The sequence below is a fragment of the Polaribacter sp. Z014 genome, assembly GCF_023555435.1.
Taxonomy (GTDB): Bacteria; Bacteroidota; Bacteroidia; order Flavobacteriales; family Flavobacteriaceae; genus Polaribacter.
In genome coordinates this window covers 85,495-98,077 of sequence record NZ_JALCZP010000012.1, presented here as the reverse complement: position 1 = coordinate 98,077, position 12,583 = coordinate 85,495, and the positions used below count along the sequence as shown (strand labels likewise).

Below are 12,583 nucleotides of genomic sequence, written 5' to 3'. Positions count from 1 at the left end.
TAGTTGCAGTTGTAGGTATATTTATTTGAAAATTTTTTTGAATCCCGTCTTCACTAAAGGGTTCACTTACTGTGTTGGTATACACAGCTTCTCCAGAGTCAGAAAAATCACCATCCTTATTAAAATCTATCCATACTTTTAATGTGCTTGCATTATTATTTTGTGCACGATAACTAATTGAAGCGGGATAATCTTGCCCTAAATTAACATCTGTAAATAAAGTGTTGTAGTATTCGTAATTTGCAGCCGTATTGTCTGAGGTTTGAAAAATGTTACCAAAACTTACTTTACTTATAAAAAACGTATTATTACCACCAGAATTTATAGGTGTACAATATGAAGATTGAGCATATATATTATTTATAACACAGCTAAATAATATTATTATAAAGAGAATATTATTTTTTAAGTTAAACATTTTTCAGTTATTTTGGAGGATAATTATTATGTGTTTTTTTTAATAGTTGTCTTTTAATTAAGGTTTTAACTATGAGCAGATTCTACTTATAAGACACACTTTTATTTTGTAAGTCACATTTGTGAACGTTTCTTGTTGCTATTTATTGTAAGTAGTTATTATTTCATATTTTTTTGTGAATAAACCTCATTTAAATAGAGATCTGTAGAATATTAATCTATCCCCAGAAAGGGATCATATCAAATAGTGTATAATCATTAGTTTGGTTTTAAATTCATTTTTCTCAAATTAGAAAAAATAAGATTTAAGTTATACGTTGTTAATACTACCGTAATATTTTAATTTTTAAATATTATTTATTCCTTGGAAATCAGAGTTATAAATATAATTTTTCTTGTGAAATGATACTTGTTAATTAACGATTTGGTTATTGTTTTAAGTGTTTTTCTTTAAGTGTTTCTTAATACTATTTGATTAACAGAAGTTAAATATTTCATTAATTTTTTAAAACTGATATAAATCATCTTTTAAGGTTGGTTTTATTCAGAAATTTGCTTTTATATTTAAAAGGGAAATTATGAGAAGAGACGAACCTATTTCAACTATAATGGCAACAAATTTAGTTACATTAAATGTTGATGGAGATTTAGTAACCGCAGAAAAAATGTTTATAGAACATAAAATAAAACATATTCCTGTAGTTCGTGATAAGGAAATTATAGGGATGTTAAGTTACTCTGATATACAAAAAGTTAGTGAATCTCGTTTAAATGAAGATGGAACTTCTGTAAATAGTTTTGTAAATAATACATTTACAATAAAACAGGTTATGGATAAAAATATTACAGCAATTCCGCCTTATACATCTATTAAAGATGCAGCAGAATTATTAACAACAAAAGGATTTCACGCTTTACCAGTAGTTGAAGATTCTGAACTAGTAGGAATAGTTACTACAAGGGATTTAGTAAAATATTTGGTAGCGAAATTATAGTGGTTTTTATATTGGTTAGTTAGTAAGAAAGAGGCTTTTTTAAAGCCTCTTTTTTTATTTAAAAGATTCTAAAAATAATTATTTTGGGTTAAAAGAAGGGTTAAAAGAAGGGTTAATAATAATGGTTATTTATTTAGTAATATCATTATTAGCAGTACTTTGTTTTTTTAAATAAGAAGCAATTATTCTCTGAATATCTCTATTGTCTTTTTTAGGTTCTACAAAAAACTGGTAATCTTCTGGGTTTTCTAATTGTTCAGATTGCTGCCAATCTACATAACCAAAACCTTGGTAAATTCCATCTAAAATTAGGGCAAAACCAACTTCATTCTCCGTTCTACCAGTTTCTTTAATGACTAAGTTTTCTGCGCCAATTCCTACCGATTTAATAGCTTCTTTTACACGTTTATTATAATCAACTACGGCTTCTTTATCACAACAAATACCTCTACATTCTTTAAGTTGATAATGAAAACAACTCGCAACATTGGTTTGCAGGTGGCAATATTTTGGACATAATACATATTCTTTGCAAAGAAGTTCTAAGTGGTTTCTAGCTTCGGCAACAGTGTAATATTTCATCATTGGATTGGGTACCAATTTTAACCGATTGTAAGCTAAATGCATAATGCCTTTTTGGTCTTCGTAAGAAAATAAACCAATAGCTTCTCCAGACCGTCTTTGTGCTCTATTAAATTTAGGGTAAATTTGTTTTATTTCTGCAGATTCATGTAAAAGAGCCAGCAATTCGCTACCGGTTTTTGTAAAAGAAATATCGGCAGTTTCCATACACATGGTTTGCTCTTTTTTCTTTTTATCATAAAAATGACTGATGACACGTTGTTTTATATTATTGGCTTTACCCACATAAATAACTTCTTTATCAATGTTTTTAAAGTAGTAAACGCCAAAAGTTTCGGGTAAATTATCGACAACTTTTTTGTCTAAAAGAGGCGGTAAGGTGGCTTGTCTAGATTTTGGGTTTAAAAAAGAATTGATGGTAAAGTTATCGTCTCTTTCAATTAACCTTCTAAACAATTCTGTGGTTGCTTCTGCATCTCCTTTTGCTCTGTGTCTGCCAACAATAGGAATATTTTCAATAGTACAAATATTACCTAAACTGTAAGAATTTAAACCAGGCATAATCTTTCTAGACAAACGAACGGTACAGAGTTTTTTTCGTTTAAAAGAGAATCCTAAATTTTTAAATTCTTCTTGAATAATATTGTAATCGAAGTTGACATTGTGTGCTACAAAAATGGTGTCTTCTGTAATTTCTGCTACCTTTTTTGCAATTTCATAAAACTTAGGCGCATTTCTTACCATTGCATTTGTAATGCCTGTAAGATTGGTAATAAAAGCGGGAATGTTTTGCTCTGGATTTACCAAAGTAGTAAACTCATCAACAATTACTTTTCCGTCAAATACTAAAATGGATATTTCGGTTATTTTAGAACCTTTATATCCATTTCCTGTGGTTTCTATGTCTACTACTGTGTATAACAATTATTCGATCGTCTTTTTTAAGTCGGCAATAGTTTGTGTAGGGTTTTCAGCTCCAAAAACAAAGCTACCTGCCACTAAAACATTTGCTCCAGCTTCTATTAAAGCATTTGCATTATAAGAGGTAACACCTCCATCAATCTCTATTAAACATTCAGATTCTGTAAAATCTATTAAGTGTTTTAATTGACTTACTTTTTTAAACGTGTTTTCTATAAATGATTGTCCGCCAAAACCAGGGTTTACACTCATTATACAAACCATATCTAAATCTTCAATTACATCTTCTAAAACGGCAATCGGTGTATGAGGGTTTAAAGCAACTCCGGCTTTCATTCCTGCTGCTTTTATGGCTTGTATTGTTCTGTGTAAATGTGTACAAGCTTCATAGTGTACGGTTAAAATATCTGCACCTAAATCTGCAAATGTTTGTATGTACTGATCTGGGTTTACAATCATTAAATGTACGTCAATCGTTTTTGTAGCGTGTTTTGTAATTGCTTTTAAAACCGGCATTCCAAAAGAAATGTTTGGTACAAAAACACCGTCCATAATATCAATATGAAACCAATCGGCCTCACTATTGTTTACCATTTCGATGTCTCTTTGTAGGTTTGCAAAATCTGCTGCTAAAATTGAAGGTGCAAGTAAATTACTCATTTATTTGTTGTTGTGTTGTTATTTTATTTTGCAAAGGTAATTAATTCGTTAATGCGATAAAGAATGAAGAAGTAATCTTTTTATTATTTAAATTTTCTGATTGATAAATTAAACACATAGTCACATAGAAAACATAGCGTTGGGTTTTCTATGTGACTACGTGGTAAAAGGTTTTTAAAAAGAAGCAAATGTTAGTGTTTAATAAATTTGAATTTTAATAGGTTTAGCCCTGATTGAACGGTTTGTTTGAGCTCTTTTTTATTCCTTTTTAGGGTAAAAAAAGCGAGTAGTGAAAGCAGGAAATAGCTTCAAAAAAAAACTCCCAAAAATGAATTTGAGAGTTTTAAGTTTTATATACTTTTTAAGATTGTAAGTGATATACCTAATGCAATCTGCGATTGCTAACCTAAGTAAGTCATTAAGATTTTAGATCTAGAAGTGTGTTTTAATCTTCTAATTGCTTTTTCTTTAATTTGACGAACACGCTCACGAGTTAAATCGAAAGTTTCACCAATTTCTTCTAAAGTCATTGGTTGGTGTTCTCCTAAACCAAAGTATAATTTTACAACATCAGCTTCACGTGGAGTTAATGTTTCTAAAGCTCTATTAATTTCTATTCTTAGAGATTCGTGTAATAATTTTCTATCAGGATTTGGAGATTCTCCAGAGTTTAAAACATCGTATAAGTTAGAATCTTCACCTTCAATTAAAGGAGCATCCATAGATACGTGACGACCAGAATTTTTCATAGATTCTTTAACGTCATTCACAGTCATATCTAATTTCTTAGCAATTTCTTCTGGACTTGGAGGTCTTTCGTTTTCTTGCTCTAAGAACGCGTACATTTTGTTAATTTTATTGATAGAACCAATTTTATTTAACGGTAAACGTACAATTCTAGATTGTTCTGCTAAGGCTTGTAAGATAGATTGACGAATCCACCAAACGGCGTATGATATAAATTTAAAACCTCTTGTTTCATCAAAACGTTTTGCTGCTTTAATTAAACCTAAGTTTCCTTCGTTAATTAAATCTGGTAACGTTAATCCTTGATTTTGGTATTGTTTTGCAACAGATACAACGAAACGTAAATTTGCTTTTGTTAATTTCTCTAATGCTCTTTGGTCACCAGCTTTAATAAGCTGTGCCAATTCTACTTCTTCATCAGCAGTAATTAAGTCTACTTTACCTATTTCTTGTAAGTATTTATCTAACGATGCAGTTTCTCTATTAGTAACCTGCTTGGTAATTTTTAGTTGTCTCATCTAATTCTCTATTGCTTTTTAAAGGATTAATGTATTGCTACATTTTATTATACGTATGAATCTAACTTTATGTTACAAAAAGTTTCATGTTTTTTTTTAAAAGTAGGTTTCTTGCCATTCACCGACATTAAAGGGTGCTTAAACTTTTTATTTATTTTAAATGTGACTTCTTTTATTTCTTTGTGTCAAAATAATAACTGAATTGAAAACGATAGATGTTAAAGCTTTAAGCGACGAAGAATTAGTCTTTAAAATAGTAGAAACAAATAACTCACAATTGTTTGCTGTATTATATGATAGATTTTCTAAGGTAGTTTATAATAAGTGTTATGGTTTTTCCAAAAACAAGGAAGAAGCAGAAGATTTAACACATGACGTTTTTATCAGGTTATTTGTAAAAATAAAAACCTTTAAGGGTAATTCTAAGTTTTCTACTTGGTTGTATTCTTTTACTTATAATTTCTGTGTAAATTACGTGCAAAGAAATGATTTTAAAAAGAAGGAAAAAGTTACGGTTGTTACAGATAATATAAAAGAAGAAGATGATTTTCAAGAAATTGATGATGTAACTCTGTTTGAGTTGAAATCAGAGAAATTGGCAAAAGCATTAACTTTAATTGATCCAACAGAAAAGATGATTCTTTTAATGAAATATCAAGATGATATGACGATTAAAGAGATTCAAGAATCTTTAAATATTGGTGAAAGCGCTGTTAAAATGAGAATTAAAAGAGCGAAACAAAAACTTGTAAGAACATATGAAGAATTATAAATATGAGCAATCCTTTTAAGAGAATTATACATCACCACAGTGTGCCTAAAGTTCTAAAAGAAAAAGTTTTAAGCGATATTTCGATGATTAAACTCACTCTAGATATCGCTGATTTATTTTTAGTGAAATATCCGAATACAATTGGAGACTTGTTAAACAATGGTAACAATAAATCGAATTATAAAAGCTAATAATAATGACAAATAAATTACTACTTGCGCTAAAATCTGATGTAGATTTTAGTTTTCTAGAAACACTTTGGACTAATTTTACTGATTTTTTACCACAATTATTAAAAGGAATTGGCTTTTTAATAATAGGTTGGTTATTAATAAAATTTCTGTTATATATTATAAAAAAAGCCTTAGGCTATACCAAAATAGATAACTTACCAGAAAAACTACATGTAGATGAAATTTTTGGAGAGTCTTCTTTAAAAATTCAACCAACAAAAATAATTATTACAGCTATTAAGTGGGTTTTAATTCTAATCTTTATAATAGTTGGCTCAGAATTATTAGGTTTAAGAATGGTTTCTGAACAATTAAGTAATTTAATTGGGTACCTACCAAGACTAATTAGTGCACTTGTTATTTTTGCGGTGGGTATTTATGTAGCTAATTTGGTTAAAAAAGCTTTAACCGCTATGTTTAAATCTTTAGAGTTAACCGGAGGTAATTTAGTTGGTAATATTGCCTTTTATTTAATTGCTATTGTAGTTACCGTAACAGCATTAAACCAAGCAGGTGTTAATACAGATTTAATTACAAGCAATCTTTCTATAATTCTAGGAGCAATTTTAGCATCATTTACCATTGCATTTGGGCTAGGTTCTAGAGATGTAATTAAAAGATTATTATTTGGTTATTATACTAGAAAAAATATTAAAGAAGGAGATAAAGTTATTATTAATGGTTTAGAAGGAACTGTTGGTTTAATAGATAATATATGCGTGGTATTAATCACCGAAAAAGGAAAAGTAATTATTCCGATTAAAGATATAGTAGACAATCAAATTGAAGTAATCGATTAATTTTCTATAAGATTTGATAGAACGTTGGGGGACGTACTATCATAGTTGTGATTTATCACAAAAACAAGAGACCGTGAAAACGGTCTCTTTTCTATTTATATAAGTTTTACAAGGCTTTCTTTAGCTAGGGTTTCTGTTAAATTAACATTCCTTTTAAAAAAGAAATCTGAAATTCTGTATTTCTAAAATAGCCCATTTATTTGAGCATCTATCCTATCTATAATATAACCTAAATCTTCTTGGTTATCTACAAAGTCTAAATTATCAACATCAATTATAAGTAATTTTCCTTTTGTATAGGTAGATATCCAAGCTTCATAACGCTCATTTAACCTACTTAAATAATCGATACTTATAGAGTTTTCATAATCTCTACCACGTTTATGAATTTGACCCACTAAGGTAGAAATATCTGCACGTAAGTATATTAATAAGTCTGGTGGTGTTACCAAGTTTTCCATTAATTCAAATAAAGAACTATAATTACCATAGTCTCTATTAGTCATTAAACCCATTGCGTGTAAATTTGGAGCAAAAATATGTGCATCTTCATAAATGGTTCTATCCTGAATAATATTTTTACCAGTTTCTCTCAATTCTAAAATCTGACGAAAACGACTATTTAAAAAATAGACCTGAAGGTTAAAAGACCAACGTTCCATTTCTGTATAAAAATCGTCTAAATACGGATTTTCATCCACAGACTCAAAATGAGGTTTCCATTTATAATGTTTGGCTAATAATTTGGTTAGCGTGGTTTTACCTGCGCCAATATTTCCTGCAATTGCAACGTGCATAAATTATATTCTAATAAGATTAAAAGTGATGCTAAAATAGTAAAAATTATAAATAGAATAGGTTAACAATCTAATTTATAACCAAATTTCTAATGTCTATAAAAAAACATTTATTATTACAATTAAACTTTTGGGTTTTTTTTAAGTCTTAATAGTTATAATTGGATTTATTTTACAAAAATTAAAATTTTACAGATGAAATCATTATTTACACTTATTCTAACACTTGTTTCAATTATTACTTTTGGGCAAAAAGATTTTCAAGGGAAGGCTATTTATATGTCTAAAACCTCTGTAAACTTAGACAACTTTGCACGAGGTGGAGAACAACTTTCTGAAGCAAGAAAAAAACAGCTTCAAGAAAGAATGAAATCTCAATTAGAAAAAACCTTTATTTTAAATTTTGATAAAAGCTCGTCTCTTTATAAAGAAGATGCAAAGTTAGAGGCACCAACAGCAGGTGGAGGAGGAAGAGGTCCGAGGTTTGGAGGTTTTTCTAGTGGAGGAACAAAATATAAAAATACTAAAGAAAAAAAAGCTTTAGAGTCTACCGAATTTTTTGGTAAAAAGTTTTTAATTTCTGACGAAATGGAGCAACCACAATGGGAGTTAGGCGGAGAAACTAAACAAATAGGTAGTTACCTTTGTTATAAAGCAACATTACTTAAAGATGCAAACCCTTTAGATTTTTCTAATTTTAGAAGACCCAATTCTGAGGATAATAAAGAAGAAAAAGAAGTAAAACAAATTTTAGTTACAGCTTGGTATACACCACAGATTCCTGTTAGTAATGGTCCTGGAGAATATTGGGGATTGCCGGGTTTAATTTTAGAAATAAACGAAGGAACTACCACTATTTTATGTACAGAAATAGTATTAAATCCTTCAGAAAAAGCATCTATTGAAGCTCCTTCTAAAGGAAAAAAAATTACTAGAGAAAAATATACAAAAACTGTTACAAAGAAAATGGAAGAGCTAAGACAAAATTTTCAAAATAGAGGTAGAGGTGGTAATCGTGGAGGCGGATTTCATTAAACAATAAAGGAATAATTACACAAAAATGAAAAAATTACTACTACTAACCGTTTTTATGGTTTCGCTTTTTACCAACGCTCAGGTAAAATTAACAGGAGTTGTTAAAGATAGTGTTGGAGAACCTTTAGAAATGGCAAATGTATTAGCTATTAATAAGGTTACTAATAAAATTACTTCTTATGGTTTTACAGATACCAAGGGTTTTTATAAATTAAATGTAGATAAAAACGCAACTATTTTGTTGAAAATTAGTTACGTAGGTATGAAATCTTCCGATTTTACAATAGAAACAAAGTCAGCAGAAATTGTTACAAATGTTATGTTAGCTTTTGACAATGCTTTAGATGGTATAAATATTGTTTCTAAAATGCCTGTTACGGTAAAAGGAGATACCATTGTTTATAATGCAGATTCTTTTCAAAATGGTTCAGAAAGAAAACTAGAAGATGTTTTAAAGAAATTACCAGGTGTAGAAATTAATGATAATGGAGAAATTGAAGTTGAAGGTAAAACAGTAGAAAAAGTAATGATAGACGGTAAAGATTTCTTTGATGGAGATACAAAACTGGCTGCTAAAAATATTCCTTCTAACGCTTTAGATAAAATAGAAGTTTTAAGAAATTACGCAGATGTTAGTCAGCTTAGTGGTGTACAAAACAATGAAGATAGAGTTGCTATAAATATTAAACTAAAAGAAGGGAAAAAGAATTTCTGGTTTGGAGATATAACTGCTGGAACAGGAAATGCGCCAGATGAAACCTTATATTTATTACAACCAAAATTATTTTATTACTCTCCAAAATACACCATTAACGTTATTGGTGATGTTAACAATATGGGAGAAGTTGTTTTAGATAGAGGAGATATTAGAAGCTTTAGCGGTGGTTTTAGAAGTCAAAGTCCATCTAACGGAACAAACTTAAGTTTAGCAAGTGCAGGTATTGGCTTTTTAACAGCAAATGCAAGAAACGCAAATAGAATTGAAACAAAATTAACGGCTATGAATTTTAGTTATTCGCCAACTACAAAACTAGATTTAAGTGGGTTTTTAATTTTTTCTAGTAATAGTAACGGACAACAAAATAATGTAGCTACAGATTATATAGATCCTCTTACTCCAGATGAGAATACAGAGAGTACAACAGACCAAACAAGTAATACAGGTTTGTTTAAATTTAGTGCAGATTATAAGCAGAATGCAAGAAAGCAATTTAATTATGATTTAATCGGGCGTTTTACAAACGAATATAGAACAGATGATGTTGCATCGGATGTTTTAAGTAATATTACAGAAAAAGAGAACGCTACACCTTATACCATCAATCAAAATTTTAGTTATTTCTATACGGCAAATGAAAAAAATATCTTTGCCTTAGAAGCGAAACATTTATTACAAGATGAAGATCCGTTTTATGTTGCTTCTTTAGAAAAAGATAGCTATTTAGATGAAGCGGAAACTTTAGGTTTAGATAAAGAACCAAGTTCAAGTAACTTATTGTACACATTAGAACAAGACAGACGTGTAAAATCGAATCAATTAGATGTAAAATTAGATTATTATAATATTTTAAATGATAAGAGTAACTTAAATTTTGTAGTTGGTACCATACAAAGTAAGCAAAATTTTGATTCTAAATTTTTCCAAATTTTAGATGATGGAAGTGAATCTATTCCAACCGGAACTATTCCAGAGGAAGATGCTAGAGCGTTTACAAACGATACAGAATACGGTTTTTCTGATCTTTATGCAGGATTAAGGTATCGTTTAAAAGCAGGTATATTTACTTTTACTCCAGGTTTTACATTGCATGCGTATGATGTTAAAAATACACAATATGAAACAGAAGTTTTTAAAGATCAATTTCAAAAATTCTTTCCAGAGTTATCTATAATCGCACAATTTAAACAAAGTGAATCTTTACAATTTTCTTATAAACAAGAAGTTAATTTTACAGATGTAAATAAACTTGCTAGAGGTATTGTAGCAAATAGTTATAATTCTTTTTATTATGGTAATCACGAGTTAGACAATGCACATTTGCATAATGTAAACCTAAATTACTCTAGCTTTAACTTTTTTAATTACACAAACGTATTTGCGAGGCTTAATTACAAAAAAACCATAGATCAAATTAACTCAAACACAATTTTTGAGCCAGGATCTGTTGTTTCTACGAGTACTTCATTAAATTCACCTTTTGATAATGAGAGTTTTACGGGTTCTGCGAGAGTTGGTAAAACGTTTAATAAGATTAAAACATCTTTAGGAGCTAATTTAGGTTACAGTAAAACATACCAGTCTTTAAATAATGCTTTTAATACCAATAAATTATTTTCTCAGGGTTATAACGCAAGTGTTAGTACCAACTTTAACAAAGCACCAAATGTATCATTGGGGTATAAATTAAGTTTTTCAGATCAAGATAATAGTGCTAGAGAAGCCGTTGTAAAAGGTATTACAAATGCACCTTCTATTAGTTTTGATGCATATGTTTGGAACTCGTTAACTATTCGATCAGATTTTTCTTACAACGAAGTAAAACAAGATGGAGTGGTTGCAAATTCGTTTAAAAGTTTAGATGCTTCTTTTTCATACAGAAAAGGTAAAGATGCAAAATGGGAATATGAGTTAGTAGGAAGTAATCTTTTAGCTTCTGGTTCTAGAGCATCTGTAAATACAACTAATATTGCTTTTACAATTAATGAAACTTTTATTTTACCAAGATTTGTAAGTCTTAGAGTAAAATATCAATTGTAATTAAATCTTTAAATAAAAAAGCTCAATTTATTGGGCTTTTTTTATAGCCTAAATTTAAAATAAGAAACAATATCTTTGCAAGATAATAATTAATGAAGTTATGTGATCTTGTCAATAAATTCAAAATTATAATTCTGAGTTATTTATTATTATTTGTATTCATAAAATTTTAAAAGGAGTTAAGTATAATGAGAAAATTTGATGTAGCAGTAATTGGTAGTGGACCTTCTGGAGCTTCGGCAGCTTTAAAATTAGCAGAAAATGGAGTTTCTGTTGTTTTAATAGAAAAAGAAGTGTTACCAAGATATAAAACTTGCGGTGGAGGTTTTGTCTATAGAGGAAGAAGAAATATGCCTTTTGATATTAGTTCTGTTGTAGAAAGAGAGTTTAAGAAAATTGACATTTATTTTGATAAAGCTGGTATTCATTTAACATCAGAAAGAGAAGAACCTATTATTAGCATGATCATGCGCGATGATTTTGATAACTTTATTGTTGAAAAAGCAAAAAAAGCAGGCATCGTATTATTACAAGACCATAAATTAAAGAATATACTTTTTGAAGATAAAATTACATTACAAACTTCTAAAGAAGATGTAGAAGTTAAGTTTGTAATTGCTGCAGACGGAGCGTTAAGTACAACCGCAAAGTTAGCAGGTTGGGAAGAAACTAGACATTTAATACCTGCTTTAGAATATGAAGTAGAGGTTAGTAAAGAAGATTTTGATAGACTATCTAAAGAAGTTCGTTTCGATTTTGATGCGGTTCCTTTAGGATATGGATGGAGTTTTCCAAAAGAAAACCACTTGTCTATTGGTGTAGCCTCTACCAAAAGAACAAAATTAGATTTAAAAAAGCATTATAAAGAATACTTAGTAACTTTAGGAATTAACGAAGTGGTTAGCGAAGCTTTTCATGGTTTTCAAATACCAGTTTCACCTAGAACAGATGGATTTTTTAGAAAAAATGTTTTTTTAGTAGGGGATGCAGCAGGGTTTGCAGATCCTATAACCGCTGAAGGAATCTCTAATGCAATTCTTTCTGGTGTTATTGCTGCAGACGCAATTATAGAAAGTAAATTAGAAAGTAAGTTAGCCGAAGAATTATACGATACAAAATTAAACAAGGTTTTAATTCCAGAATTAAAAACAGGAGTGTACTTATCTAAACTTTTCTATGAAAATGAAAAAGTAAGACATTTTTTAATGAAAAAGTATGGAGATCGTTTTTGTGAAGCAATGACAGATATATTTATGGGAGAACGTTCTTATCCTGTAGATATAAAGAAAAAATTGAAACAAAAGTTAAAAAATGTAATTTTTAAAAACTAAAGATACTCTTGTTATTT

The 12,583-nt window shown here is 29.3% G+C and carries 12 protein-coding genes; 7 read left to right on the top strand and 5 right to left on the bottom strand.

The window, feature by feature from the left end; all coding sequences use genetic code 11:
- Nucleotides 1–418: GEVED domain-containing protein (locus MPF19_RS13490; RefSeq protein WP_249988632.1), on the bottom strand; the 418-nt coding region annotated here is incomplete at its 3' end.
- A gap of 577 nt (nucleotides 419–995) precedes the next feature.
- Here MPF19_RS13490 and MPF19_RS13485 point away from each other — a divergent pair.
- Nucleotides 996–1,412, top strand: a complete 417-nt coding sequence (locus MPF19_RS13485) for a CBS domain-containing protein (RefSeq protein WP_203394218.1) — start codon at nucleotides 996–998, stop codon at nucleotides 1,410–1,412.
- A 129-nt stretch (nucleotides 1,413–1,541) separates the two neighbouring features.
- Here MPF19_RS13485 and MPF19_RS13480 read toward each other — a convergent pair whose 3' ends face one another.
- The 3 genes from MPF19_RS13480 to MPF19_RS13470 all read right to left on the bottom strand — a co-directional run bounded on the left by MPF19_RS13480 (nucleotide 1,542) and on the right by MPF19_RS13470 (nucleotide 4,840).
- A complete protein-coding gene (locus MPF19_RS13480) occupies nucleotides 1,542–2,918 on the bottom strand; it encodes an exonuclease domain-containing protein (protein WP_249988631.1) in 1,377 nt (458 codons plus the stop codon).
- Nucleotides 2,919–3,575 carry a ribulose-phosphate 3-epimerase gene (rpe, locus tag MPF19_RS13475; protein ID WP_203394216.1) on the bottom strand — a complete coding sequence of 219 codons (657 nt, stop codon included), beginning with the start codon at nucleotides 3,573–3,575 and terminating at the stop codon, nucleotides 2,919–2,921.
- Between the two features lie 401 nt (nucleotides 3,576–3,976).
- Nucleotides 3,977–4,840, bottom strand: coding sequence for a sigma-70 family RNA polymerase sigma factor (locus MPF19_RS13470; RefSeq protein ID WP_087520936.1), 864 nt, complete (start codon nucleotides 4,838–4,840; stop codon nucleotides 3,977–3,979).
- Between the two features lie 202 nt (nucleotides 4,841–5,042).
- On the opposite strand from MPF19_RS13470, the gene MPF19_RS13465 reads away from it, so the two are divergent.
- Genes MPF19_RS13465 through MPF19_RS13455 form a run of 3 tightly spaced genes read left to right on the top strand, consistent with a single transcriptional unit; the run spans nucleotide 5,043 to nucleotide 6,645 of the window.
- Nucleotides 5,043–5,612: an RNA polymerase sigma factor gene (locus MPF19_RS13465; protein ID WP_249988630.1), complete on the top strand. Its 570-nt coding sequence runs from the start codon at nucleotides 5,043–5,045 to the stop codon at nucleotides 5,610–5,612.
- Nucleotides 5,613–5,614: 2 nt separating this feature from the next.
- Nucleotides 5,615–5,803 (top strand): hypothetical protein, encoded by a 189-nt coding sequence (locus MPF19_RS13460; protein WP_249988629.1) that lies wholly within the window; start codon nucleotides 5,615–5,617, stop codon nucleotides 5,801–5,803.
- A gap of 5 nt (nucleotides 5,804–5,808) precedes the next feature.
- Nucleotides 5,809–6,645: a mechanosensitive ion channel family protein gene (locus MPF19_RS13455; protein WP_203394214.1), complete on the top strand. Its 837-nt coding sequence runs from the start codon at nucleotides 5,809–5,811 to the stop codon at nucleotides 6,643–6,645.
- 182 nt (nucleotides 6,646–6,827) lie between these two features.
- Here MPF19_RS13455 and MPF19_RS13450 read toward each other — a convergent pair whose 3' ends face one another.
- On the bottom strand, nucleotides 6,828–7,442 hold the full coding sequence (locus tag MPF19_RS13450) for a deoxynucleoside kinase (protein ID WP_249988628.1): 615 nt from the start codon (nucleotides 7,440–7,442) through the stop codon (nucleotides 6,828–6,830).
- 195 nt (nucleotides 7,443–7,637) lie between these two features.
- On the opposite strand from MPF19_RS13450, the gene MPF19_RS13445 reads away from it, so the two are divergent.
- From MPF19_RS13445 to MPF19_RS13435, 3 genes are all read left to right on the top strand, one after another.
- Nucleotides 7,638–8,477, top strand: a complete 840-nt coding sequence (locus MPF19_RS13445; protein ID WP_249988627.1) for a GLPGLI family protein — start codon at nucleotides 7,638–7,640, stop codon at nucleotides 8,475–8,477.
- Nucleotides 8,478–8,502: 25 nt separating this feature from the next.
- Entirely contained in the window at nucleotides 8,503–11,235 is a 2,733-nt protein-coding gene (locus tag MPF19_RS13440; RefSeq protein ID WP_249988626.1) for a carboxypeptidase-like regulatory domain-containing protein, read from the top strand.
- Between the two features lie 188 nt (nucleotides 11,236–11,423).
- On the top strand, nucleotides 11,424–12,566 hold the full coding sequence (locus tag MPF19_RS13435) for a geranylgeranyl reductase family protein (protein ID WP_203394211.1): 1,143 nt from the start codon (nucleotides 11,424–11,426) through the stop codon (nucleotides 12,564–12,566).
- Nucleotides 12,567–12,583: the final 17 nt, after the last annotated feature.

Coding starts and splice junctions, on each gene's coding strand:
- MPF19_RS13485 (WP_203394218.1), top strand. CDS start 996: ATGAGAAGAGACGAACCTATTTCAACTATAATGGCAACAAATTTAGTT.
- rpe (WP_203394216.1), bottom strand. CDS start 3,575: ATGAGTAATTTACTTGCACCTTCAATTTTAGCAGCAGATTTTGCAAAC.
- MPF19_RS13470 (WP_087520936.1), bottom strand. CDS start 4,840: ATGAGACAACTAAAAATTACCAAGCAGGTTACTAATAGAGAAACTGCA.
- MPF19_RS13460 (WP_249988629.1), top strand. CDS start 5,615: ATGAGCAATCCTTTTAAGAGAATTATACATCACCACAGTGTGCCTAAA.
- MPF19_RS13455 (WP_203394214.1), top strand. CDS start 5,809: ATGACAAATAAATTACTACTTGCGCTAAAATCTGATGTAGATTTTAGT.
- MPF19_RS13450 (WP_249988628.1), bottom strand. CDS start 7,442: ATGCACGTTGCAATTGCAGGAAATATTGGCGCAGGTAAAACCACGCTA.
- MPF19_RS13445 (WP_249988627.1), top strand. CDS start 7,638: ATGAAATCATTATTTACACTTATTCTAACACTTGTTTCAATTATTACT.
- MPF19_RS13440 (WP_249988626.1), top strand. CDS start 8,503: ATGAAAAAATTACTACTACTAACCGTTTTTATGGTTTCGCTTTTTACC.
- MPF19_RS13435 (WP_203394211.1), top strand. CDS start 11,424: ATGAGAAAATTTGATGTAGCAGTAATTGGTAGTGGACCTTCTGGAGCT.